At 62.1% G+C, this 22,334-nt stretch carries 25 protein-coding genes; 24 read left to right on the top strand and 1 reads right to left on the bottom strand.

The genetic code is table 11. The annotated features are described in order from the left end of the window. Position 1: 1 nt before the first annotated feature. From M5D89_RS04305 to M5D89_RS04255, 11 genes are all read left to right on the top strand, one after another. Positions 2 to 868, top strand: coding sequence for a cell division protein FtsQ/DivIB (locus tag M5D89_RS04305; protein WP_248884624.1), 867 nt, complete (start codon positions 2 to 4; stop codon positions 866 to 868). Continuing rightward, positions 865 to 2,145 (top strand): cell division protein FtsA, encoded by a 1,281-nt coding sequence (gene ftsA / locus M5D89_RS04300; RefSeq protein ID WP_248884623.1) that lies wholly within the window; start codon positions 865 to 867, stop codon positions 2,143 to 2,145. The genes M5D89_RS04305 and ftsA overlap by 4 nt, the downstream gene beginning before the upstream one ends. A 37-nt stretch (positions 2,146 to 2,182) precedes the next feature. Continuing rightward, the gene (gene ftsZ / locus M5D89_RS04295) at positions 2,183 to 3,352 is read left to right on the top strand and encodes a cell division protein FtsZ (protein ID WP_248884622.1); all 1,170 of its coding nucleotides are present in this window, start codon (positions 2,183 to 2,185) and stop codon (positions 3,350 to 3,352) included. Positions 3,353 to 3,508: 156 nt separating this feature from the next. After that, positions 3,509 to 4,339: a ferritin family protein gene (locus M5D89_RS04290; RefSeq protein ID WP_248884621.1), complete on the top strand. Its 831-nt coding sequence runs from the start codon at positions 3,509 to 3,511 to the stop codon at positions 4,337 to 4,339. Positions 4,340 to 4,472: 133 nt separating this feature from the next. Next, positions 4,473 to 4,823 (top strand): YMGG-like glycine zipper-containing protein, encoded by a 351-nt coding sequence (locus M5D89_RS04285; protein WP_248884620.1) that lies wholly within the window; start codon positions 4,473 to 4,475, stop codon positions 4,821 to 4,823. A 3-nt stretch (positions 4,824 to 4,826) separates the two neighbouring features. Next, a complete protein-coding gene (locus M5D89_RS04280) occupies positions 4,827 to 5,276 on the top strand; it encodes a hypothetical protein (protein ID WP_248884619.1) in 450 nt (149 codons plus the stop codon). 40 nt (positions 5,277 to 5,316) lie between these two features. Then, positions 5,317 to 5,484 (top strand): TMEM175 family protein, encoded by a 168-nt coding sequence (locus M5D89_RS04275; RefSeq protein ID WP_248884618.1) that lies wholly within the window; start codon positions 5,317 to 5,319, stop codon positions 5,482 to 5,484. A 69-nt stretch (positions 5,485 to 5,553) separates the two neighbouring features. Further along, positions 5,554 to 5,883 (top strand): IS66 family insertion sequence element accessory protein TnpA, encoded by a 330-nt coding sequence (tnpA, locus tag M5D89_RS04270; RefSeq protein WP_248884015.1) that lies wholly within the window; start codon positions 5,554 to 5,556, stop codon positions 5,881 to 5,883. A 3-nt stretch (positions 5,884 to 5,886) separates the two neighbouring features. Next, on the top strand, positions 5,887 to 6,240 hold the full coding sequence (gene tnpB, locus M5D89_RS04265; protein ID WP_248884014.1) for an IS66 family insertion sequence element accessory protein TnpB: 354 nt from the start codon (positions 5,887 to 5,889) through the stop codon (positions 6,238 to 6,240). Between the two features lie 50 nt (positions 6,241 to 6,290). Continuing rightward, positions 6,291 to 7,886: an IS66 family transposase gene (tnpC, locus tag M5D89_RS04260; protein ID WP_248884013.1), complete on the top strand. Its 1,596-nt coding sequence runs from the start codon at positions 6,291 to 6,293 to the stop codon at positions 7,884 to 7,886. Between the two features lie 48 nt (positions 7,887 to 7,934). Continuing rightward, positions 7,935 to 8,426, top strand: coding sequence for a TMEM175 family protein (locus M5D89_RS04255; protein ID WP_248884617.1), 492 nt, complete (start codon positions 7,935 to 7,937; stop codon positions 8,424 to 8,426). Here the strand turns inward: M5D89_RS04255 and M5D89_RS04250 are convergent, their stop codons facing one another. Continuing rightward, a complete protein-coding gene (locus tag M5D89_RS04250; RefSeq protein WP_248884616.1) occupies positions 8,427 to 8,732 on the bottom strand; it encodes a hypothetical protein in 306 nt (101 codons plus the stop codon). Between the two features lie 114 nt (positions 8,733 to 8,846). On the opposite strand from M5D89_RS04250, the gene M5D89_RS04245 reads away from it, so the two are divergent. The 13 genes from M5D89_RS04245 to M5D89_RS04185 are packed head-to-tail and all read left to right on the top strand — an operon-like array spanning position 8,847 to position 22,254. Beyond that, entirely contained in the window at positions 8,847 to 9,206 is a 360-nt protein-coding gene (locus tag M5D89_RS04245; RefSeq protein ID WP_248884615.1) for an NADH-quinone oxidoreductase subunit A, read from the top strand. Then, entirely contained in the window at positions 9,197 to 9,682 is a 486-nt protein-coding gene (locus M5D89_RS04240) for an NADH-quinone oxidoreductase subunit B (protein ID WP_431307147.1), read from the top strand. Before M5D89_RS04245 ends, M5D89_RS04240 begins: the two co-directional genes overlap by 10 nt. Next, positions 9,682 to 11,370: an NADH-quinone oxidoreductase subunit D gene (locus M5D89_RS04235; protein WP_248884614.1), complete on the top strand. Its 1,689-nt coding sequence runs from the start codon at positions 9,682 to 9,684 to the stop codon at positions 11,368 to 11,370. The genes M5D89_RS04240 and M5D89_RS04235 overlap by 1 nt, the downstream gene beginning before the upstream one ends. Further along, positions 11,345 to 11,845 carry an NADH-quinone oxidoreductase subunit NuoE family protein gene (locus tag M5D89_RS04230; protein ID WP_248884613.1) on the top strand — a complete coding sequence of 167 codons (501 nt, stop codon included), beginning with the start codon at positions 11,345 to 11,347 and terminating at the stop codon, positions 11,843 to 11,845. Before M5D89_RS04235 ends, M5D89_RS04230 begins: the two co-directional genes overlap by 26 nt. Next, a complete protein-coding gene (locus M5D89_RS04225) occupies positions 11,842 to 13,104 on the top strand; it encodes a complex I 51 kDa subunit family protein (RefSeq protein WP_248884612.1) in 1,263 nt (420 codons plus the stop codon). Before M5D89_RS04230 ends, M5D89_RS04225 begins: the two co-directional genes overlap by 4 nt. Then, positions 13,097 to 15,373 (top strand): 2Fe-2S iron-sulfur cluster-binding protein, encoded by a 2,277-nt coding sequence (locus tag M5D89_RS04220; RefSeq protein WP_248884611.1) that lies wholly within the window; start codon positions 13,097 to 13,099, stop codon positions 15,371 to 15,373. The genes M5D89_RS04225 and M5D89_RS04220 overlap by 8 nt, the downstream gene beginning before the upstream one ends. Continuing rightward, a complete protein-coding gene (nuoH, locus tag M5D89_RS04215; protein WP_248884610.1) occupies positions 15,373 to 16,332 on the top strand; it encodes an NADH-quinone oxidoreductase subunit NuoH in 960 nt (319 codons plus the stop codon). The genes M5D89_RS04220 and nuoH overlap by 1 nt, the downstream gene beginning before the upstream one ends. Then, on the top strand, positions 16,329 to 16,832 hold the full coding sequence (nuoI, locus tag M5D89_RS04210; protein WP_248884609.1) for an NADH-quinone oxidoreductase subunit NuoI: 504 nt from the start codon (positions 16,329 to 16,331) through the stop codon (positions 16,830 to 16,832). Before nuoH ends, nuoI begins: the two co-directional genes overlap by 4 nt. After that, positions 16,829 to 17,323: an NADH-quinone oxidoreductase subunit J family protein gene (locus M5D89_RS04205; RefSeq protein ID WP_248884608.1), complete on the top strand. Its 495-nt coding sequence runs from the start codon at positions 16,829 to 16,831 to the stop codon at positions 17,321 to 17,323. Before nuoI ends, M5D89_RS04205 begins: the two co-directional genes overlap by 4 nt. Further along, positions 17,316 to 17,630: an NADH-quinone oxidoreductase subunit NuoK gene (locus tag M5D89_RS04200; RefSeq protein ID WP_248884607.1), complete on the top strand. Its 315-nt coding sequence runs from the start codon at positions 17,316 to 17,318 to the stop codon at positions 17,628 to 17,630. Before M5D89_RS04205 ends, M5D89_RS04200 begins: the two co-directional genes overlap by 8 nt. Further along, positions 17,623 to 19,488, top strand: a complete 1,866-nt coding sequence (nuoL, locus tag M5D89_RS04195) for an NADH-quinone oxidoreductase subunit L (RefSeq protein ID WP_248884606.1) — start codon at positions 17,623 to 17,625, stop codon at positions 19,486 to 19,488. The genes M5D89_RS04200 and nuoL overlap by 8 nt, the downstream gene beginning before the upstream one ends. Beyond that, on the top strand, positions 19,485 to 20,930 hold the full coding sequence (locus M5D89_RS04190; RefSeq protein WP_248884605.1) for a complex I subunit 4 family protein: 1,446 nt from the start codon (positions 19,485 to 19,487) through the stop codon (positions 20,928 to 20,930). The genes nuoL and M5D89_RS04190 overlap by 4 nt, the downstream gene beginning before the upstream one ends. Further along, entirely contained in the window at positions 20,920 to 22,254 is a 1,335-nt protein-coding gene (locus tag M5D89_RS04185; RefSeq protein WP_248884604.1) for a proton-conducting transporter transmembrane domain-containing protein, read from the top strand. The genes M5D89_RS04190 and M5D89_RS04185 overlap by 11 nt, the downstream gene beginning before the upstream one ends. Positions 22,255 to 22,334 lie beyond the last annotated feature (80 nt).

Raw genomic sequence — 22,334 nt, 5'->3', positions numbered from 1 at the left:
CATGGTAAGCGCCATTCGGGATCTGCAAGGAATTCAGCGCAGGCCATCGGCCAGCGATGGTGGAGTGCGGGAAGAGCCCGTCAAGGCCCCTGCGCCCGCCCGTCAACCCTTTCCCTGGCGCAAGGCCATGCGCAACACGTTCTGGGCGGTGGGCTTCCTCGCCTGCGGGATCGGTGCTTGGCAACTGTGGCATTTCGTCCGCCAGCCATCCCTCATGCCCATCAGCAGTATCCGCATCGAGGGACTTTCACCCCATATCCCCGTCTATCGCGTCAATCGCGCCATCGCCCCGTTTTTGGGTCAGGGCTTTCTCTGGGTCAATCTGCGCGACCTGCGCCATGCCCTGCATACCGTGCCCTGGGTCGCCAATGCCGATGTGCGGCGGGTCTGGCCAGATCGACTGGAGATCGACCTGCAAAGTGTGCATCCCATGGCGCGTTGGCTGGGGGGTGCGGGTCAGATCCTGGGCCAGGATGGCAAGGTCTATTCGGTGCCGCCCAGCGACGTGCCCCAGCAGCTTCCGGCGCTCTTCGGCCCTGCCGAAGACGGGTTACAGATGCTGCAGGAACGGCAGAAGCTAGATCAGGCCCTGACGCCCCTCGGACTCCAGGTGCGCGCCCTGGAGCTGGATCAACGCGGCGGTTGGCGCTGCATCCTGAGTAATGGCGTGCGCCTCGTCCTCGGTCGCCAGGAGGTAATGGCGGATGTGCAACGCTGGGTCGCAGTCGCCCCAGAGATCCAGCAATACCTGGTGCCCGGCGCCAGCATAGATCTGCGCTACAACAACGGTTTCGCGGTCGCCTTGCCCGAGGCGGCTTCTACGAGTGTCAGTGAGGGGCCAGCAGCCCCAAGGAGTGAAAGAAAATGAAACGCGGCAGTCAGGAACTCATCGTCGGTCTGGATATTGGTACCTCCAAGGTCGCCTGCATCGTGGCGCAGGCGCGTTCTACGGGAGAGGCGGAAATCATTGGTGTGGGGCAGCATCCGTCCCGGGGTCTGAAAAAAGGCGTGGTGGTGGACATCGAGTCGACCGTCCAGGCCATCAATCGCGCCGTACAGGAGGCCGAACTGATGGCTGGGGTGCAGATTCGCGGCGCGGTAGTCGGTATCGCCGGGGGCCACATCCGCGGTTACAACAGCCATGGCATCGTCGCCATCAAGAACAAAGAGGTCAGTAATGATGACCTCGGTCGCGTCATGGATGCGGCACGCGCCATCGTCATCCCCCAGGATCAAAGTGTAGTCCATGTCCTCCCGCAGGAATTCACCATCGACAGTCAGGAAGGGGTGCGGGAGCCCATTGGCATGTCCGGCGTGCGCCTGGAGGCCCAGGTCCATATTGTTACCGGGTCCATCAGCGCGACCCAGAACATCGCTAAGTGCGTCGAGCGCTGCGGGCTGCAGGTACAGGGTCTGGTCCTTGAGCAGTTGGCTTCGGCAGACGCCGTCCTGACCAGCGACGAAAAGGAATTGGGGGTGTGCCTGGTGGACATCGGCGGTGGCACCACCGATATCGCCATTTTCCGTGATGGCGCGGTGCGTCATACCGCGGTGATTCCCATTGCCGGCGACCAGATCACCAACGACATCGCCCTGGGCCTGCGCACGCCCCCCGTCGAAGCGGAACAGATCAAGAAGCTCTATGGCTGCGCCTTGGGCGACCTGATCGAGCAGGATGACGACATTCCCGTGCCGAGTGTCGGTGCGCGCCCGCCGCGGACGATTTCCCGCCGCGTCCTCAACGACATCATCGAGCCACGCGTGCGCGAGCTCTTTGAGCTCATCCAGGCAGAGCTGCGCCGTACCGGCTTCGAGGATCTCGTCGCCGCCGGGGTCGTGCTCACCGGGGGGTCCAGCCGTCTGCAAGGCATGGCAGAGCTGGCCGAAGAAATCCTGCATCTTCCCGTACGCACCGGTGAGCCGATGCACTTGGCCGGCATGGAAACCGTGGTCCGTGCCCCGTGGCATGCCACGGGTGTTGGTCTGGTAATGTACGGGCTGCACAATGGTTTGGCCGGTCAGGCAGAGCCAGTGCAGCAGCCCGCGGCCGCCACCAGCACCGTGCGCGATGATGGACACCGTGCCGCCGCCATGGGCAGCGTTTTTGGCAAATTGCGCAACTGGGTTCAGACCAGCTTCGGCTGAACCACCCCCACCCCTAATTGAGCGAGAGGAATCGACAATGTTTGAACTGAACGAAATGGAGCAGGATGGTGCCGTCATCAAGGTCATCGGCGTGGGTGGCGGTGGCGGTAATGCGATCAACAATATGGCAGCGACCGGTCTGGATGGCGTGGAATTCATCAGCGCCAACACCGATGCCCAGGCCCTGCGCAACTCCAAGGCGCAGCGCACACTGCAACTCGGCAATGAACTGACCCGCGGCCTCGGCGCCGGTGCCAACCCAGAGATCGGGCGCAAAGCGGCGGAAGAGTGCCGCGACGAGATCCGCGCCGTGCTCGAAAATACCGACATGCTCTTCATTACGACTGGCATGGGTGGCGGTACTGGCACCGGTGCGGCACCGGTGGTCGCATCCATCGCCCGCGACATGGACATCCTGACCGTTGGCGTCGTCACCAAGCCCTTCAATTTTGAAGGCAAGAAGCGGCAGCAATATGCCCTCTCCGGCATCGACGAGCTGGCCCAGCACGTCGACTCTCTGGTCATCATCCCCAATGAGAAACTGCTCGCGGTACTCGGCAAGCAGATCAGCCTACGTGATGCCTATATGGCTGCCGACAACGTCCTCATGGGCGCGGTGCAGGGCATCTCCGAGCTCATCACCCGTCCCGGCCTGATGAATCTGGACTTTGCCGATGTGCGCACCGTGATGTCGGGCATGGGCCTGGCGATGATGGGTACGGCCGCCGCCCGCGGCGAGAGCCGCGCACGCGACGCCGCTAATCGTGCTGCCAGCAGTCCGCTGCTGGATGACATCAATCTCTCCGGCGCGCGCGGGATTCTGGTCAACATCACCGCCGGCAACGATCTCTCCCTGGGCGAGTTTGAAGAAGTGGGCGAACTAATCCGCAGCTATGCCTCGGACGACGCGAACGTCAAGGTAGGCACGGTCATCGATGAAAGCCTCGAGGGGGAAATGCGGGTTACAGTGGTTGCCACCGGTCTGCAACGGGAACCGGTACGACTGGCGGTAGAAAACAACCGCTTGCGCCCAGAGGTCACGACGCCAGCCAATGCCGTCGACTGGCGCCAGCTGGATCGACCGGCCGCCCTGCGGCAGCAAGCCACTCGAGGCATGGCGACACAGGACAGCCGACCTGTCAGCCGTCCGGTGACCGATTACAACGATCTCGATATTCCCGCGTTTCTGCGCCGACAAGCAGATTAAGACCCAGGCATCAGCCCTCTACTGACACCTTGCCCCGCCTGCCGCGGGGCTTTTTGTCAGTAGCGTTGTCACCAAAGGGTATTTTCTTATCGGTACTTTGCCGTAGAATGAGAAATACTCCTGTTTGACAGGGAAGATTTTCGAGAGGCCAGTATCATGCTATACCCGGAGTTGTTCCGTGCCCTGGAGGCCGCCCGCTGGAACATGGAGAAGGACATCCCCTGGGATCAGTTCGACGCCAGCAAGGTCGCACCCGAGCACCTGCAAACCATCAAGATGAATGCCATTACCGAGTGGTCAGCCCTACCTGCCACGGAGATGTTCCTGCGCGACAATCGCGATGACTCGGATTTTTCCGCCTTCATGTCCATCTGGTTCTATGAAGAGCAAAAGCACGCCTTGGTGCTGATGGAGTACCTGCGACGCTTCGCACCCGAATATCTGCCAACGGAAGAGGAATTGCATCAGGTGCGCTTCGAGTTCGACCCCGCACCCGCCATGGAAACCCTCATGCTGCATTTCTGCGGCGAAATTCGCCTGACCCACTGGTACAAGGCGGCGGCAGAGTGGCACGAGGAACCGGTGATCAAATTCATCTACGAGACCCTGTCCAAGGACGAGGCTCGCCACGCTGGTATCTATTTGAAATACATGCGGCGCGCCGTGGAACGGCTGGGTGACTCTGCCCGCCTCGCCTTTGCCAAGATCGGCGTACTGATGGCCAACACCAAAACGGCGAAGGCCCTGCATCCCACCAACCTGCACGTCAACAAGGAGATGTATCCCCAGGATAGCGTGCAGAGTCACCTGCCCGACCCGGGTTGGCTGGAGCGCTGGCTGGATACCCAGATCCATTTCGACAGTATCTGGGAAGGCAAGGTCGTCAATGGCATCCTGCGCAACTTGTCGGCCCTGCTGGACGTGCCGATCCGCAACGCCAAGGATCTGAGTCAGTACCGCAAACGGATGGCGGCGTCGGCGGGCTGATGTCGCCGCTTCCCGACGCTCGCGTCAGTGGACGGTCCCTAAGATGTTGTTCGGACAGATAGGGGAATATGGGCATGTTTCCTGCTTTGCCGCTTTCCGTCTGCCACTGTCGAGGAAAAAGAGGAAAAACAGCATGAAGAAAATATTCGGTATTGCGCTTACCACGCTGCTGCTCGCAGGCTGCGCCAACAGCCCCTATGGTAGTAGCCCCTATGGCTACAACAGCAGCCCCCTCGGTGGCAGCCGAACCACGACCGATACCGCCGCAGGGGCTGCCTTGGGTGCCGTGGCCGGGGCCGTGATCGGCAATCAGAGCGGCAGCCCTCTGAGTGGCGCCGCCATCGGTGCGGGTCTCGGTGGCTTGGCCGGCTATGCGGTGTCCAAGAACCAGCAGCAGCCGGCCAACTGTCCACCGGGATATAACTGTTCCCAAAACACCCCACCCCCCAGTTGCCCACCGGGTTACACCTGCTCCCCGCAGTAACGGATGCCGGGCGAGCACGAAAACTGTCTGCAGTACCCAGCCTGGCGCAGCCTCGACCTCAAGGAGCGGCTGCGCTGGGCCTTGGCACCAGAGATCCCGGAGTCGTATCGGGAAGCCTTGGCCCAAGAGCAGTGGATGCAAACCCGCTGCTACTTTGCCCGGCGCCAGGATCTGCGTCCTGGTGAAGTTGCTCAGCTCGCCCAGGATGGCGACTACGTGATTCGTTTGTGCATTGCCAAACGCCCGGACCTGACGCCGGAACAGCTCGATGCCTTCTGTCGGGACCGTGATCCCAATGTCCGCTATGCGGTGGCACGCAATCCCCTGCTCAGTGCAGAGCAGCGGCAGGGTTTGTTGGATGATCCAGACGAAGTCGTGCGCCAGGCGGCAGCCAAGGGCTCGCGCCCGAGCCAAACCCGACAGCGTCCGGGTCAGGCCAGCCTATACCGCTAATTCCTAACCCCTTCGCAACGAGCGCACGAACAAACACGTCATGGGTAGAACTCGTCTCGAGGCATTCAGCGACGCCGTCATTGCCATCATCATCACGATCATGGTCCTGGACCTGCATCCGCCGGAAAATCCCTCCTTCCATGCCCTCCTACCCGTAGCACCGGTTTTTGTCAGTTATATTCTCAGCTTTGTCGTAAGCGATCTCTGACCGGCGTTCTTCCCTTCTGAGCAGGCATTGCCCAGCATGGCGCCATCGTTCTTGTAAAGGATTGGCGTCATGGAAAACACCCCAGAAGATAGCGGCAAGGTTCAGGCCCGGACGGAGGTCTGGCAGCAACGGATGCAGGAATACGAGGCTTGTGGCCTTTCTGCCCGACAGTTCTGCGCAGAACACGGACTGTCCCTGCCGCAGTTTTATTATTGGCGGCGTCGCCTGCGCCTGGAGAGCGGTGGCGTGGTAGCTCCCGGGGATGATGGGGAGGCGATGGCTCCTGCCTTCGTGGAATTGGGCCTGGGTGCTGTGCCACCATCTGCAGCGCGGGCGCTGCCCCTGGAGATTCGCCTCGACCTGGGGGGTGGCTGCGTCCTCTCGATTCGGCGAGGCTGAGGGATGTTCTTTCCGGAAGGACGCATCCGGGTCTTTCTTTGCCGGGTGCCGGTGGACATGCGTAAGTCCTTCGACGGGCTCTCGGCCTTGGTGCATCCGACCTTCGCCCAGGATCCCCTGTCCGGGCATTGCTTCGTCTTCGTGAATCGCAGGGCGACCCAGATGAAGGTGCTGTATTGGGATCGAACGGGATACTGTCTCTGGGCCAAGCGCCTGGAGCGGGGTGGCTTTTGGTCGTGGCGGCATCCCCCCAAAGCGGAGATCGACTGGACCGGTCTCAAACTCCTGTTGGAGGGCATCGATGGCGTCCAAAAAAGGCGCCGTTATCGGCACCAAAACGGAGAAAAATTCTCCTGAAACCCGCTGAAATGCTTGCGATATTAAGCAGTTAGTGTTATGATTCTGCTATGGATTTGGCAGAATCTCCCACCCCCAGAAACTACCCCGAAGCCCTCGCTGCCTGGCAGCTGCAGGTCGAGATCAATGCCACCATCCACAAGAAATTTGAAGCCCAAATCCAAGGGCTCCAAAGCCAGCTCGATTGGTTCCGCCAGCAGTTCTTCGGCCAGAAGAGCGAACGGCGCGTCCCTCCGCCTCCGGTCGAGCAGCTGAGTCTCGGTCAGGAGTTTTCTCCGGCGGAAGTCGCACCTGCGCCTCTTCGTATCGTCGCCGCCCATACTCGCGCCGCGCCCAAACGGCCGGAAGATCGGGCCGAAAGCCTGCCCTTCTTCGATGAGAGCCGGGTACCTACCGAAACCATCACCCTCCCGGCTCCCGAGATCGCAGGCCTCGATCCCGACGCCTGCGAGATCATCGATACCAAGGTCAGCTACCGCCTGGCCCAGCGGCCAGGCAGCTATGTCGTCCTCAAATACGAGCGGCCGGTGGTCAAGCTCCGGGAATCGGAGACCCTGCACACCGCCCCGGCTCCCATGGGGGTTCTGGACGGCAGCCGGGCCGATGTCAGCCTGCTGGCGGGAATCCTGACGGATAAGTTCCTGTACCACTTGCCGCTCTATCGGCAGCATCAGCGGATGGTGGCCCAAGGCCTGCGGGTCAGTCGCTCTTGGCTCACCGATCTCGTGCAACGGTCCATTCTGCTCCTGTCCCCCATCTATACGGCCCAGTTTGAGAGCATTCGCCAGTCTCGCGTGCTGACTATGGACGAGACCCCCATCAAGGCGGGACGCCGGGAAAAGGGCAAGATGCACCAAGGGTACTTCTGGCCGGTCTTTGGCGATGCCCAGGAGATCTGCTTTCCCTATGCCGAAAGCCGGGGCACCATCCACATCCGGGAGCTCTTGGGCCCCTTGGCGCCGGGTACGGTGCTCCTGAGCGATGGCTATGCCGCTTATGCCCGCTTCCAGAAAGAAAACGCGGGGCTGATCCATGCCCAGTGCTGGGCCCACAGCCGACGGGAGTTCGTGCGTGCCGAGGCCCACGCCCCGGAAAGGGTGGCCGAGGCCCTGGAGCAGATCCGGGCGTTCTATCGCGTCGAAGATGAGATTCGCAGCCAAGGATTGAGCGGTGCGGACAAGCGGCACTATCGCTATACCCATAGCCGCCCCCGGGTCGCCCAGTTCTTCACTTGGGTCGAACAGCAGCTGACGGATACGGCCTTGCTACCCAGCAATCCCTTCACCAAGGCCCTCGCCTACGTCCACAGTCGCAAGGGGCCGCTGCAGGTCTTTCTGGAAGAACCTGACGTGCCCATCGACACCAACCACATCGAGTGCCAGATCCGACCCATTCCCTTGGGGAGAAAAAACTGGCTCTTCTGCTGGACTGAACTTGGTGCAGAGCATCTCGGTATCATCCAGAGTCTGCTCAGTACCTGCCGCCTGCAGGGGATCGATCCCTACGATTATCTCGTAGACGTCCTGCAGCGGGTCGGTCAGCATCCGGCCAAGGACGTGGCCCAACTCACCCCTCGTCTGTGGAAAGAGCACTTTGCCCAGGCACCCCTGCGCTCCGATCTGCACCGCTTCCAGCAACACCGCTGATTCCACCGCCCACCTCAATCCCGACCAGGCAATAAGCCATCCTGCCTCATGCCAATGGAGGGGGGAAGAACGCCGCTGAGAGACCGGTTACGCTTTGTCTACATCGGCATCTACTGGAACAATCATCACCACCTGCTGCATCTCTGCCCCACGGTCAATGGAGGAATTCTCTGGGCGAATTTGCATCTGTTGTTCTGGTTGTCCCTGTTCCCCTTCGTCACCGCGTGGCTGGGGGAAAACCACTTTGCTGCCCTGCCAGCGCTGCTCTATGGCTTGGTCCTGCTGGCAGCAGCCCTCGCCTACTGGCTACTACAGTCGCGGATCATCGCTTTCCAGGGAACGGACTCAAAGCTGCGCCGCGCCCTCGGCTCCGACTGGAAAGGGAAAATGTCGCCAGCCCTGTACTTACTGGGCATCATTGCGGCGGCGTTGGGCCATGCCTGGCCGGCCTTGGCCGCCTATGTGGCCGTAGCCTTGTTGTGGCTGGTACCGGACCGACGCATCGAACGCGCCCTGCAAGACGAATCCGAAGACGCTTAGTCAGCAGCTATTACCGCGACAGAGCCAGGCATCGCGCACTTCGCCATTCGTCCCCAAAAGCACGTGCAATTCCCCTTGCTGGCGCAGGCGCTGGCGCTCCGCAGCGCCAAAGCCGAGCTCTTCCTCGAAATCCACCAGACAGCTGAGGATATTCTCCTCCTTCCCCGCCTCCACCAGCTGACATTGGCAATGGGCACCTTCGCGTAGTGCCACCCCCCCCATGCTGGTAAAGCTGGCGAGCAATTGCTGTGCATCAAGAAAATCGAGAATCCTCTCCTGCACCGGTGCTTCGTCCCAGAGTGCCATCCGCCTCTCCTTGGGGATTGCTCCCCCTCATCCCACCTACTCTTTCAGCATAGTCCACTACCACTGGCAATTCCTCGACTATACTTTGGGCAACGAAAAGTTCTGGAGGGCCGAATGCCCCTGACCAATGCCGCTGCGGTTGCCGTCTTTGCCCTGCTCGCCCTGGGCTTGCTGTTGGCCCTGCTAGCGGTGTCAGGCTACTTGGGTGGACGCCACCCCAACCGGAATAAAGACGTGCCTTTTGAAAGTGGTCTGGGCGAGACCACAGCGACCCACCCGGCTACCCCCATACGGTTTTATCTCCTCGCGGTCTCCTTCCTGGTCTTCGAACTCGAAGGGGCATTCCTGTATGCCTGGGCCGTCGCCTTTCACGGGCTCCCTCCGGCCGCCCTGTGGGGCGGGATTGCCTTCCTGATCATCCTCGCCCTTGGCTGGCTCTATGAATGGGCCATGGGGGGATTACGATGGACATGAAACGCGGGCCACTGTCCTTTTTTGCTGGCCGCCTGGATGAGATCATTGCCTGGAGCCGCGCCGGCTCCCTGTGGCCCCTCAACTTCGGCACCTCCTGCTGCTTTATCGAGATGGTCGCGGCGCTTACCCCGCGTCACGATCTCGCCCGTTTTGGTGCCGAGGTGCTGCGCAGCTCGCCGCGTCAAGCCGATGTGCTGATCTGCTCGGGAACGGTCTTCGCCAAGATGGCGCCGATGATCATTGAAATCTACGAGCAGATGCTGGAACCCAAATGGGTAATCTCCATGGGGTCCTGCTCCAACTCCGGCGGCATGTACGACGTATACAGTGTGGTCCAGGGGCTCGATCAGATCCTCCCGGTCGATGTCTATGTGCCGGGCTGCCCACCGCGGCCGGAGGCCTTGATGGACGGCCTGCTCCTTCTGCAACGCAAGATCCGCCAGCGCCCCGCGCGGGTCTTGGCGCAGGAGAGCTGATGCTGCTCGCCGAGACTCTGCAACGCCGTTTTGCTGCGCAGCCAGCCAGTGATGCCCGCGACAATCTGCCAGATTTCTTGCTACCAGAGCTACAGATCTTGCCAGCGCTGCGCTATCTGCGCGAAGAGCAGGATCCACCCATGTGCCTGCTCTTTGATTTGACGGCGCGGGAGGAAGAGCGGGACGGTACCGCACAATTTACCTTGCTCTATCACTTGCACAGCCTGCAGCCCGGCGATTGGCTACGCCTGCGGGTACCCTTGGCGCCGGGGCAGAGCGAGGCACCCAGTTGCACGGAAATCTATCCCGCCGCCAACTGGTACGAACGCGAGGTCTATGACCTCTTCGGTATCCGCTTCGCTGGCCATCCGGATTTGCGTCGCATCCTCCTCAGCCCCGACTGGCAAGGGCATCCCCTGCGCAAGAACGAGCCCATCCGCGCGACCGAGCGACCGCCGTTGCGCTTCGAGCGCGGTTGTTTGCAGGAAAAACTGGCGGTCTACAGTCCTGAAGATGCGCCAGGCGAGGGCGAGATGCTGCTCAATGTCGGCCCCCATCATCCGGGTACCCACGGCATCCTCCGTTATCGTCTGCGCTTGCGCGGTGAGCGCGTGCTCCGTGTCGATCCGGACATTGGCTATCATCACCGCGGGGTGGAAAAGATTGCCGAAGGGCACAGCTATCACAATTTCATCCCCTACACCGATCGCGTCGACTATCTCGGTGGGGTACTCGGCGAATGGCCCTATCTGCGCGCTGTGGAGGCCCTGGCGGGCATTGAGGTGCCGGAACGGGCTGAGGGTATCCGCACCCTCCTGGCGGAAATCTGCCGCATCGAATCGCACTTGGTCTGGTTGGGCAGCTATGGTAACGACCTCGGCACCATGGGCCCGGCCTTCTACGCCTTCCGCGACCGTTCCCTGCTCCTCGATCTGATCGAGGACTTTACCGGTGGGCGCCTGCACCCGCAGTTCTTTCGTATCGGCGGGGTGGCAGACGATCTGCCGGAAGGCTGGCAGGAGCGTCTGCGCGCAGTATTGGGTAAGGTCGAAAGGGGCTTGCGCGATACGGAATCCCTGAGTGTCGACAATGCCATCTTTCGTGCCCGTACCCGCGGCGTCGGCCAGGTCAGTGCCGCCATGGCGGAACGCTGGGGTGCAACGAGCATCGTGCTGCGCAGTACTGGCATGGCCTGGGACCTGCGTAAGGTGGAGCCCTATGGACTCTATCCCCAGTTGCAGTTCGCCGTGCCGACAACGACGGAAGGCGACGCCTGGAGCCGCACTTGGCTGCACCTGCAGGAGATTCGCGAAAGTATCGGCATCCTGCGTCAACTCTGTGCGCAGATGCCCGGCGGGGCAGTACTGGCGCACGATGCAGCGGAGGTTCTGATGCCGAAGCAGCGGACCTTGCGCGACATCGAGACCCTGATTCACCACTTCGAGCAGATGGCGGCAGAATTTGGTCCGCCGCCAGGGGTAGCGCTGGGGCTTGGAGAATCGGCGCGCGGCATGCTCGGCTACTTGGTCTGTAGCGACGGCAGCGCACGGCCCCAGCGTCTGCGCATTCGCACCGGCTCCTTTGCCCATGTGCAGATGATCACCGAACTCGGCTGTGGCTTAAACATTCCTGATTTCATTGCGTCAATTGGATCCCTCGACTATGTCCTCGCCGACCTCGACCGCTGAGACGGTACCCCCAGAACTGCTGGACCAACTCCAAGCCGTGGTGCAGCATGCCGGTAGCCATCCCGAGGCGGCGGTCTGCGACCTCTTACGTATCCTGCAAGCGGAGTACGGCTGGATCGATGATCCACGCCTGCATCTGGTGGCCTCCCTCTGTGGGATCAGTGCGGTGCGAGTAGAGGAACTCTGCACCTTTTATCCGCTGGTCTTGCGGGAAAATCCGGGACGTCATGTGCTGCGCATCTGCGACAGCGTTGCCTGCCACCTCGCTGGCGCGCCAGAACTGCTCGCCGCCGCCGCAGTGCAGAGCGGCGTGACCCTGGGCCAAAGTAATGGGCACTACAGCGTTCTTCCCCATGTCTGCCTGGGACTCTGTGATCGGGCGCCGGCGGCCTTCCTCGATGGCAAGGAAATCGTTGCGCCTCTCGCTGCCGATGTCCTGCGCCAGCGTTTGGCGGACTGGGAGCAAGAGACATGAGCGCCCAACCCCTCAGTTGTCTCTTCGACCACGACAATCCCGCAGACCTCGCCGCCTACCGTGCCGTAGGCGGATATGAGGGGCTGCGAAAGGCGCTGGCGATGACGCCAGAAGACCTGATTGCCTTGGTGGAAAAATCTGGCCTGCGGGGCTGCGGCGGGGCGGGCTTCCCGACCGGGGTAAAATGGCGACTGCGCGGTCTGGATGCCCCGGAACCGCGCTACCTGGTCTGCAATCTCGACGAGACCGAACCGGGCAGCTTCAAGGACCGGGCTTTGCTCTTCGGTGCTCCGCAGCAGATTCTCGAAGGCATGCTCATCGCCGCCCATGCCCTGGGCGTGCAGGAGGCCTTCCTCTTCATTCGCGGCGAATATGCCGCTGGGGCGGAGGTCTTCGCCCGTGCCCTACGGGCAGCAGATGCAGCTGGGCTATTGGACCTACCCGCAGGCCGATTGCAACTCGATATTCATTTATCCCTGGGGCGCTATATCTGCGGCGAAGACTCCGCCATTCTCAACGCCATCGAGGGCCGTCGTCCCAATCCCCGCAAAAAGCCGCCCCATATCTCGCAAAAGGGGCTCTGGCAGCAACCCACCACGGTGAACAATGCCGAAAGTTTTGCCCAAATTCCCGGCATTCTGCGCGAGGGGCTCGATACCTATCGCGCTTGGGGTGTGAATGGTGGAGTCGGCAGTAAGCTCTACAGCGTCTGCGGGCCAGTGCAGCGGCCTGGGGTCTTTGAGTTGCCCATGGGGACGCCTATGCACGAACTCCTCTATGAACATGCTGGAGGCCCCCTAGCGGGGCGGGAAATTCGTGCAGTGCTGCCGGGCGGCGCTTCCACCCCCTTCGTCCTGCCCAAGGATTTTGCTACCCCCATGCACTTCGATGCCATGGCGAAGATTGGCTCGCGTCTGGGTACCGGCGGCTGCATCGTCCTCGATAATCAGCATTGCCCCTTGGACTTTCTCATCGCCACGACCCGCTTCTATGCCCGAGAATCCTGCGGATTTTGCACCCCCTGCCGCGAAGGTCTGCCGTATCTACTATGGTTATTGGAAAGGATAGAACGAGGCGAAGGGAAAATGCAGGATCTCGACAAAATCGACAGCTTGGGCAAGGAGATCGCTCCCAACAGTTTCTGTGCCCTGGCCCCCGGCGCCCTCATGCCGCTGCTGTCGGGCATGGTCATCTTTCACGACGAGATCGCTGCCCACGTAACCCAGGGTCACTGCCCGTATACGGTGCAGCATGGCTGAGGTCTTTTACCTCGACGGCGAGGCCATCCCTTTCCTGCGGGGGCAGAATGTCCTCGAGGCCATCCTGGCCAACCAGGAAGAGAGCCCCATCCCCTATTTCTGCTTTCACTCGGCGATGGGCAGTCTGGGTGCCTGCCGTCAGTGTGGGGTCAAAGTCTATCCTCATGATGGCAAGCATCCGCCACGGCTGATGATGGCCTGCCTCCTGCCCGCCAGCCGCGATCTACAGCTGGTACGGGCCGAGGCCGATGTGGCGCACGAGCATCAGCTCATCAGTGAGTTGCTGATGCGCAACCATCCCCATGATTGTCCCATCTGCGACGAGGGCGGGCAGTGTCATCTGCAAAACATGACGGTGGCCGCTGGCCATGCTTACCGCGCCTACGAGCCGCCCAAGCGCCGCTATCAGAGCCAAGAACTCGGCCCCCTGATTCGCCAGGAGATGAACCGCTGCATCACCTGTTACCGCTGTGTGCGTTTTTATCAGGATCTGGCCGGGGGTGAGGATTTCGGCGTCTTTGGGTCGCGGGATCGGGTTTTCTTTGGCCGCCTGGAGGATGGCCCGCTCGAAAGTCCCCTTGCCGGCAATCTGGCCGAGGTCTGTCCCACCGGCGTTTTTACCGACAAGGTCTATCATCTGCAATACCTGCGCCCCTGGGATCTGGACGAGAGCAAGGGCATCTGCCCACACTGCAGTCTCGGTTGCAACACCCAGCCCGGCGCAGCCCGCGGTCGTTTGCGGCGGATTCGCCAACGTGCCCATGCCGATATCAATCCCTACTTTCTCTGTGATCGCGGACGCTATGGCTTTCGCTATGTCGCCGCTGAGGACCGTCCACGTCATCCCCACGCGGCGGGGCGCGCGCAAGGCATCGACGATGCCCTTGATCGCCTTGCCGCACGACTGGCCGAGGGACGCACCGCCTTTTTGGGCTCGGCCCGCGAGGATCTCGACAGCAACCTTGCGCTCTTCGCCCTGGCTCGGGTTTGCGATGCCCCCTTTGCTGCCTTTCTCGACCCTTGGGAAGAAGCCAAGGCGCGGGAGATCCTGGCCTTACCGCGGCCCCCGTCACCGGCCCAGATCCCGAACTATGAGAAGATCCTGGTCATCGGCGCGGTCGAGCGGGTGGCGCCGACACTCCCTCTCTTCCTGCGGGAAGCGCAGCGGCGGGGCGCGCAGATCACCCTGCTGCACAGTCTACCGAGCCCCTTGACCCCATTGGCGCGGGAAGATCGCCTCCTGCCGCCAGCCGCTCTCCTGGATGCGGCCTGGGCGTGGCTGGGCAAGGGACATCGTCGCCCTTTTCTCCTCCTCATCGATACCGAAGCGGTAGGACCCGAGCTCCTCCATCTCCTGCGCCGGGAAATTCAGGGCTGGCCCGATGGCAGCGGCATTCTCCCGGTGTACCGGCAGGCCAACCTTCCCGGTGCATCTTTTTATGCCGTCGATGGGCACGCCACCCGCCTGCGCGCCGCACTGGCAAACGATCAGGTTGACCATCTCTTGGCGCTGGCCCAGGACCCACAGGAGCTGGACGGCCCATGGTGGCGCGCACGCCGGGAGATCGATGTCAGCCTGATCGATCAGCGCCGCAGCCAGTCCTGGGAAGACGCCTGGCTGGCCCTGCCCTGCGCTGCCCTGAGTGAGCGTTCTGGCCTGCTCTACAATGGCGAGGGGCGTCTGCAGGCCTTTGCTCAGGCCTACACGCCAGCGCGGGAGGAACGTCGCTGGCGTCCTGAACTGGGACCTTTCCCCCTGGCTGCTGGCGGCGCCTTGCACCCGGACCCTTTACCGACCCCCTTGCTACTTTGTTCTGCCCTGGCAGAGCGCCTGGAATTGCACGAGCGCTGGCAGGAACGATTGCACTTTTATCGCGACTTTCTGCTGCGCGAGGAGCCCGAACCTGGAGCCGCCGGTGTTTTCCTGCCCGAGGAGCTGCGTGCCCGTTTTCGCCTGCATTCGGCACCCCCCCCGCGCGCCACGGACCAGGGCTGGAGCATTGCCCGCTTCAGCCATTACAGCGAGGAAACCTTGGCCGCAGGTGCACGCGAATTGCACAGCCTGGCACCGGCCCCTGCCGCCTGGATCGCGCCAGGCCAGACGCTAGCCCGAGAGCTGCGCTTGTGCGCCGCCGACGGGGCAACGCGGACCCTGGCACTGCAGGAACTCCCAGGCATGGCGAAGGAAGTCCTCGCCATCGGCCAGCAGGATCTGGCATTTCTCGGGCTCCGCCCGGGAGATGGCGTCAACCCAGAGTGGGGTGACTGATGCTGTTCGTCGCCCAGCTCATCGCCATGGCTGCCACGCTGCTGGTCTTGCTCGGCATCGCCGGTTTTCTCGTCTTTGCTGAACGGCGGGTGCTGGGATTGCTGCAGAACCGTCTCGGGCCCAATCGCCTGGGTCCGCTCGGGGTCGGTCAAGCCTTGGCCGATGCGCTGAAGCTGCTCTGCAAGGAAGATTTCGTGCCGCCCTTTGCCAGCAGCTTCCTCTACCGCGTCGCGCCGGTGTTGGTCGCCTTCAGTGCTCTGGCCGGATTCGCGGTGCTGCCCCTGGCCCCCGGCATCTCCTGGGCGGGCACTTGGGAGATTGGGCTCTTGCTCATTCTCGCGCTGAGCTCCTTGCATGTGTACGGTGTATTCCTGGGCGGCTGGTCGTCAAACAACAAGTTCGCCCTGTACGGGGCTATCCGCGCCGTAGCGCAGCTGATCAGCTACGAGTTGCCCTTGGGCTTGGCCCTGTTGGCTCTGGTACTGCTCGCCGGCAGTCTGTCGCTACAAGGGCTGGGTATAGCAGGCGAACCTGTCCCCCTGATCGTTTATCAACCCCTGGGCTTTCTCATCTTTTTCATTGCTGGCATCGCCGAGACGCAACGTCTGCCCTTTGACCTCGCCGAGGCCGAGAGCGAGTTGGTAGCGGGTTACCATACCGAATATGGCGGCATGCGCTTCGGCTATTTCTTCCTTGGGGAATATCTTGGTCTGGTGCTGATTGCCGCCCTGATCAGTCTGCTTTATCTCGGCGCCTGGAGCGGGCCGTGGTTACCGGGTTGGCTATGGATGTTGATCAAGACCGGATTCGTCATTGGGCTTTTTTTCTGGTTGCGCGCCAGTCTGCCGCGGCCACGCTATGACCAGTTGCTGCACTGGGGCTGGAATGCCCTATTGCCGCTCGCCATTCTCAATCTGCTCCTGACAGCCATTGCCGCGGCTTTCTGGGGGACCTTATGAGACTGTGGCGTGCGCTCCTGGCCAGCTTCTGGACAACCTTGCGCCAAGTTCCGCGCCGCGACACCCTCTCCTACCCAGAGCAGAAGCCCACCCTCGCACCACGCTGGCGTGGTCGTCCAATACTCACCCGCGATCCAGACGGAGAGGAACGTTGTGTCGCCTGCGAGCTTTGCTCTGCCGTCTGCCCTACCCATTGCATCGAGTTGGAAGGGGGCGACCGCCCCGACGGGCGGCGCTTTGCCACGGCCTTTCGCATCAACTTTGCGCGCTGCATCTACTGCGGGCTCTGTGAAGAGGCCTGCCCCACCGTCGCCATTCAGCTCTCACCGGAATTTGCCTTCGCCAAGGGGGAGCGCGGCGATTTTGTCTATCACAAAGAAGCCCTGCTCATCGATGGTCCCGGCAAAGATCCACACTATCGCTATTATGATCATGCGGGGGTACAGATTCAGGCCTTGCCAGCTCCGGAGCACTGCGATCCGCGGAGTAACCTGCCATGATCTTTCTCGGATTCTTGCTGCTCGCCCTGCTGGCGGCCCTGCTGCTGGGGGTGCTGCTGCTGCGCGATGCCATGCACGGCGTGATTGCGGTGGCTGCCGCCCTGGGCGTCCTGGCCATCCTCTTTTATCTGCTCGGCGCGCCCTTTCTGGCGGCCATGGAGATCCTGCTCTATCTCGGCGCCATTCTCGTCCTCTTTCTCTTTACCCTCATGCTCCTCGGCCCCGAGTCTCGTGCCGCCGCAGTGCGCCAGAGCTGGCGCGCCGGTTGGCCACTGGGAGCGCTGCTGATTCTGGTCTTTGTGCTCGCCCTCGCGGCCCTGATCTGGGAACAGCAGCCCATCACTGCCGTGGTGCACGCTCTGGGTCCCGTGCTACTGGGGCGTGCCCTCTTTGGCCCCAACCTGTGGTGGAGTGAGGCCGTAGCCGTGCTGCTTTTTGCCGTCATTGGCGCCGTCTTGGTCCTGCATGCCGGAGAAAAGGACCATGATTGAGATCGCCCTGGTTGCTGCTGCCCTGCTCTTCTTTGTCGGTCTGGCGCTGATCCTGCTGCGCCGAAGTCTGGTCTTCTGGTTGCTCGGCGCCGAGCTTCTGTTCAATGCCGCCCTATTGGTAGCCCTGGCCGGTGGAGCGCGCTGGCATGCCATCAGCGGGCAGGTGCTGGCGCTCTTCATCATGGCCCTGAGTGGAGCCGCTCTGGCGCCGAGTCTCGCCCTGCTGCTCCGGGTCCGCCGCGAACTTGGCACCCTGAATGTGGATGGTTTGCGCCTGCTTCGCGAGCGGGAGGAGAAGCATGACTGACTGGCTCTTCCTCATCCCTGGCTTTCCCCTGCTGGGCGCCCTCATCAATGCTCTCCTTGGCGAGCAGCTTGGGCCGCGTTGGTGCGGCCGCCTGGCGGCAACGATGCCGTTCCTCTCTTCTCTCGTCGTGCTGGCCATCTGGCTTGGGCCCGGCACCCAACCAGCCCTGCTCGATCGACTCTGGACCTGGATGGCGGTAGGGGATCTCCACGTCGACATCACCCTGCGCCTTGATGATGTCAGCCTGGTCATGGTGTCCATCGCCAGCTTCGTCGGATTTCTCATCCATTTGTTTTCTCAGCAATATTTGCACAATGATTATGGCGAACGGCGCTATTACTTCTATTTGAATCTGTTCGTCTCCGGCATGCTGATCCTCACCATGGCCAATAATCTGCTCCTGCTGTACCTCGGTTGGGAAACCGTGGGGCTATGCTCCTATGCCTTGATTGCGCATTGGTATCGGGAGGCAGAAAACGCCTGGGCAGGACGCAAGGCCTTCGTCGTCACCCGCATTGGGGATACGACCTTACTGCTCGGAATTTTTCTGCTCTATGCCCAGTATCACACCCTGACGATCACGAAACTTCTGCCGCTGCTGCATGCGCATCCCGCGCCAGCCCTGCTGCTGGCGGCCAGCATCCTGATCCTGATTGGCGCCTACGCAAAATCCGCGCAGTTCCCTTTTCATATCTGGTTGCCGGACTCGATGGCCGGCCCGAGTACCGTTTCCGCCCTGATCCATGCGGCGACGATGGTGACCGCTGGCGTCTATCTCTGCATCCGCTTGCAGGGCCTCTTTGCTGCGGTGCCCGGCATGCTCGAGGCGATTGCCATACTGGGCGCCTGGACAGCCTTTTTCGCTGCCTCCTGTGGTCTGGCGCAGGTAGACGTCAAGCGGGTCCTCGCCTATTCCACCATCAGTCAACTCGGGTACATGTTTTTGGGCGTGGGCATTGGCGCACCGAGCCTGGGGCTCTTTCACCTGCTTGTCCATGGCTGTTTCAAGGCGCTGCTCTTCATGGGCTCGGGCGCGATCATTCTGATCTATGCCGAGGACCATGACATTCGCCACATGGGCGGCCTGAAGTATCGCCAGCCCTTCCTACGCTGGACCTTCCTTGCCGGCATTTTCGCCCTGGCGGCGGTACCCTTGGTCTCCGCCGCCTTTTACAGCAAGGACGCCATCATCAACGCCAGCTACCTGGTAGCAGGTGGTGGCCTACCCTACGCCCTGGCGCTGGCTGGCGCTGTCTTGACCGCCGGCTACGCCTTTCGCCTGTATTTTCTAGTATTTGAGGGCAAGCCCTCGGAATTGGAGGAGCCCTATCAGATGCGCTGGGGGATGAAGATTCCTCTCGCCATTCTTGCGGCGGCAAGCATCGGTATCGGCTGGCTACAGTTCCCGCCGGGGTGGCCGGGACCGCACCTCTGGGTCCACTGGCTGGCCCCAGAATTGGGGCTGCCCCCCCGTCCTCTGGGCCTGGAAGGCATGCTTCTCACCATCGTTGGCGCCCTTGCTACCTTCCTGGGCATTGCCCTCGGCTACTGGGCCGCGCGCCGTGAGCGCGCCGGGCGTGGACTCAGCCGCTGGCGTTTTCTGGCCACGGGTTGGGGCATCGATGGCGCGGTCTTGCGACTCTTCCCGGCCCCTTTCTACGCCCTCGGGCGTTTACTGCGCCGCGGCGTAGAGAATCTTGCGGTGCAGGGTCTTGCCCAAGGCGGCCTGCGAGATGGTCTGCGCCTCTCTGCCAGCGCCTTCGCCCGCGGCGAAAATGGTCTGGCAAGCCGCTATGCGGTGAGCATGATTGCCGGGCTTTTCCTGCTGCTCCTGCTGCTCTGGACCTGGCCGTTATGATCGTCTCACTGCTGATCCTGCTCCCTTGGGCCATTGCCCTGTGGCTAAGCCTGGCGCAGCGCTCGGCGGCTGCCCTCAGCGTGGCTGGGGCACTAGCGGAGATCCTGCTCTGTATCCCGTTGCTCGCGGGCGACTCCTCCGCCGTGACGACACTGCATCTCCCTCTGCTCGGTGCCCTCTGGCAGCTACAGAGCAACCCCCTGGCCGATCTCTTTGCCCTGACCGTAGCCTTGCTCCTGCCCGTCGCCCTGGCGGTACAGTGGCGACACGGCGAATACCTGCATCTGGCGCGCATTCTGGCGGTGCTTCAGGGCGCCCTGATGGGGACCTTCTTTGCCAATAACTTCCTCGCCTTCTACATCTTTTACGAAATCGTTGCCCTCGCCGCTGCGTGGCTGATCCTGCGCAGTGGCGCAAAAGACTGGCGTGCCGCGCTCACCTTTCTGCTCTATACCATCACCGCCTCCTTGTTTTTGCTCCTCGCCGTCCTTCCCATTTATCTCGCCCAGGGGAGCCATTCGGGCATCTACGACTTTTCCTGGATCCATTTGAGTGGAACGGATCTGCCGGGCGCAACCCAGGTCCTGCTTTTCCTCGGCATGCTGGCGGGACTCGGGGTAAAATTGCCCCTCTTTCCCTTGCATGGTTGGGCGCGGGGGGCGTACACCCAGAGCGCCCCTGCTGCGGCACTTTTTCTCTCTGGGGCGACCGTGCTGGCGGGCGTGTATGGGCTCTGCCATTGGGCGGTTCCCTTGCTGCCGCAAGGCGCCCTGCTCTTCAGTCCGGCGGGGATCATTCTCGCTGCCGTTGGTACCCTCTATGCGGCCTTTCTTGCCCTCAGTACCAGCGAGCTGCGGGAGACCGTGGCCTACAGCAGTGTCAGTCACATGAATCTCGTGGCGCTGGGCATCTTTGCGCTGCAGACACAGGCCTGGAGTGGGGCGCTGATCCTCAGTATCGCCCACGCCGCCCTGGCGGGCGGACTCTTCGCTGGGCTGGCGGTCCTCGAATCCCGCGGCCTGAGCAGCAACTGGGAAGGCCTGGGCGGCCTGTTTCGACGCACGCCACGCTTTGGCGCCTGGCTCCTGGTGTTCTTCCTTATGGCCCTGGGGCTGCCCGGTCTGGGGAACTTCCCCGGTGAATTCCTTACCTTGCTTGGCAGTTTCCAGGTCCTACCGCTCTGGGCAGGCATCGCCACCCTGGGCATGATCATCAACCTGGTCGTCTTTCTGCGTGCCTATGAGCGCAGCATGCTGGGACAACTCAACCCGCGTCTACCCAGCCAGATCGCCGATCTCAGCCGGCGGGAGCTGTGGATCTTTTTGCTCCTGGCAGCGGCAAGCCTCTATATCGGCCTCGGAAGTCAAAGCCTCCTCGCCGATTTCACGCAACTGTTGCCGGTGCATAGTTCCTTGATTCTTGGAGGGCTGCATGGTCATTGAAGCTACCCTCTGGGCTCCCATCGCCGTTGCCGGCGCGGCTTTACTCGCCTTTTTCTTTGACGTTACACCCCGCCTGGGTCGCTGGGCACCGTACTGGGGAGTGCTCGCCAGTCTCGCCGCTACGGCCCTGGTACTGCATGGCCACCTGGATTTGGGCGAAGGATTCTACTGGGACAGCAGTGCGAGCATTCTCGGTGCCTATCTGGGTCTCGCCAGCGCAGCGGTACTCCTCTTGCTGGCACGGCATCCCTTACTGCGACGTATGCCCGGAGCCTTCACCGGACTGTGCCTGAGCGTGCTCCTCGGCGCCCTGCTGCTGGTCGGAAGCGATGAGCTCATCGGGCTTTTTATCGGTCTGGAGTTGCAGGTGCTGCCCTTCTTTGCACTCCTTGCCTGGCCGGGCTCGTCCCGCCGCAGCCTGGAGGCGGCGATGAAATATGCCCTCCTGGCAGCACTGGCCTCGGCGCTTTTCGCCCTGGGCATTGCCTTGATCTATCTCGGTAATGGGGACCTGGCCCTGAATCCTCCCCTGGGGCCCCTGGATGGCACCTTCGCCGCTCGTCTCGGAATCATCCTGCTTCTGGCGGCCCTGGGTTTCGAGCTGGGTGTCGCGCCTTTCCATGCCTGGGTGGCAGATATCTATTCTGGTGCGCCGGTGCCGAGCCTGCTCTATCTCGGCGCGGTAGGCAAAGTGGCCATCATGGGTGTGCTGATCAATCTCGCCGGCGTTTCCGGAACTTGGTTGTTGCCCTATCTTGCCCTCGCCGTGCTCAGCATTGTTATCGGCAACCTGCTCGCCTGGCACACGCGCTCCTTCCGCCGCATGCTGGGCTATTCCGCCGTTTCACATGCCGGCTATTTTCTCGCCGCCCTCGCCGCCGGTCCCCTCGGCCTGATCATCGCCACCCTCTATGCCCTGGTCTACGGTCTGATGCATCTCGGCGTCTTTGGTCCGCTACTCAGCCTACCCGAGGACATGGACGAGGTCCCTTGGCGGCACCTACGGCAGCAGGCCCCTTTGGCTGCAACACTGCTCGCTATCAGTTTGCTCTCCTTGGCGGGGATGCCACCTACCCTGGGATTTTTTGTCAAGCTGGGCGTGCTGATCGCGGATATTCATGCCCAGCTCTGGGGCCTGGCCATTTTGCTGATTCTCGGTAGCGCCCTGTCCTTCGCGTACTACTTGCCCAACCTTTGGCGCCATCCCCACGAGCAACGCAGCCTGGCGCTCTGGCATGGCCCAGTGCTGCGCATCTACGCCGCCGCGGGCATCCTCTTGCTGGGTTTGGGCTGGTTACTATTCCCGCTGTTTTTGGGGGGATAGGGAGGCGGTACCCGCGCCGCAGCTTCCCTATTCGTGGGAACGCCTTCGGGAGAACCCGCGTAATTGCTCGGGCAGGGATG

Source organism: Acidithiobacillus acidisediminis (assembly GCF_023277115.1).
Taxonomy (GTDB): Bacteria; Pseudomonadota; Gammaproteobacteria; order Acidithiobacillales; family Acidithiobacillaceae; genus Igneacidithiobacillus; species Igneacidithiobacillus acidisediminis.
Note: the sequence above shows the minus strand (reverse complement) of the source record. Positions and strands in the feature narration are given on the sequence as shown.

Coding starts and splice junctions, on each gene's coding strand:
- ftsA (WP_248884623.1), top strand. CDS start 865: ATGAAACGCGGCAGTCAGGAACTCATCGTCGGTCTGGATATTGGTACC.
- M5D89_RS04185 (WP_248884604.1), top strand. CDS start 20,920: ATGGTCATTGAAGCTACCCTCTGGGCTCCCATCGCCGTTGCCGGCGCG.
- M5D89_RS04205 (WP_248884608.1), top strand. CDS start 16,829: ATGATCTTTCTCGGATTCTTGCTGCTCGCCCTGCTGGCGGCCCTGCTG.
- M5D89_RS04240 (WP_431307147.1), top strand. CDS start 9,197: ATGGACATGAAACGCGGGCCACTGTCCTTTTTTGCTGGCCGCCTGGAT.
- M5D89_RS04220 (WP_248884611.1), top strand. CDS start 13,097: ATGGCTGAGGTCTTTTACCTCGACGGCGAGGCCATCCCTTTCCTGCGG.
- M5D89_RS04250 (WP_248884616.1), bottom strand. CDS start 8,732: ATGGCACTCTGGGACGAAGCACCGGTGCAGGAGAGGATTCTCGATTTT.
- M5D89_RS04290 (WP_248884621.1), top strand. CDS start 3,509: ATGCTATACCCGGAGTTGTTCCGTGCCCTGGAGGCCGCCCGCTGGAAC.
- M5D89_RS04235 (WP_248884614.1), top strand. CDS start 9,682: ATGCTGCTCGCCGAGACTCTGCAACGCCGTTTTGCTGCGCAGCCAGCC.
- tnpC (WP_248884013.1), top strand. CDS start 6,291: ATGGATTTGGCAGAATCTCCCACCCCCAGAAACTACCCCGAAGCCCTC.
- ftsZ (WP_248884622.1), top strand. CDS start 2,183: ATGTTTGAACTGAACGAAATGGAGCAGGATGGTGCCGTCATCAAGGTC.
- M5D89_RS04245 (WP_248884615.1), top strand. CDS start 8,847: ATGCCCCTGACCAATGCCGCTGCGGTTGCCGTCTTTGCCCTGCTCGCC.
- M5D89_RS04280 (WP_248884619.1), top strand. CDS start 4,827: ATGCCGGGCGAGCACGAAAACTGTCTGCAGTACCCAGCCTGGCGCAGC.
- M5D89_RS04305 (WP_248884624.1), top strand. CDS start 2: ATGGTAAGCGCCATTCGGGATCTGCAAGGAATTCAGCGCAGGCCATCG.
- M5D89_RS04275 (WP_248884618.1), top strand. CDS start 5,317: ATGGGTAGAACTCGTCTCGAGGCATTCAGCGACGCCGTCATTGCCATC.
- tnpA (WP_248884015.1), top strand. CDS start 5,554: ATGGAAAACACCCCAGAAGATAGCGGCAAGGTTCAGGCCCGGACGGAG.
- M5D89_RS04285 (WP_248884620.1), top strand. CDS start 4,473: ATGAAGAAAATATTCGGTATTGCGCTTACCACGCTGCTGCTCGCAGGC.
- M5D89_RS04230 (WP_248884613.1), top strand. CDS start 11,345: ATGTCCTCGCCGACCTCGACCGCTGAGACGGTACCCCCAGAACTGCTG.
- M5D89_RS04190 (WP_248884605.1), top strand. CDS start 19,485: ATGATCGTCTCACTGCTGATCCTGCTCCCTTGGGCCATTGCCCTGTGG.
- nuoH (WP_248884610.1), top strand. CDS start 15,373: ATGCTGTTCGTCGCCCAGCTCATCGCCATGGCTGCCACGCTGCTGGTC.
- nuoL (WP_248884606.1), top strand. CDS start 17,623: ATGACTGACTGGCTCTTCCTCATCCCTGGCTTTCCCCTGCTGGGCGCC.
- M5D89_RS04225 (WP_248884612.1), top strand. CDS start 11,842: ATGAGCGCCCAACCCCTCAGTTGTCTCTTCGACCACGACAATCCCGCA.
- M5D89_RS04200 (WP_248884607.1), top strand. CDS start 17,316: ATGATTGAGATCGCCCTGGTTGCTGCTGCCCTGCTCTTCTTTGTCGGT.
- M5D89_RS04255 (WP_248884617.1), top strand. CDS start 7,935: ATGCCAATGGAGGGGGGAAGAACGCCGCTGAGAGACCGGTTACGCTTT.
- tnpB (WP_248884014.1), top strand. CDS start 5,887: ATGTTCTTTCCGGAAGGACGCATCCGGGTCTTTCTTTGCCGGGTGCCG.
- nuoI (WP_248884609.1), top strand. CDS start 16,329: ATGAGACTGTGGCGTGCGCTCCTGGCCAGCTTCTGGACAACCTTGCGC.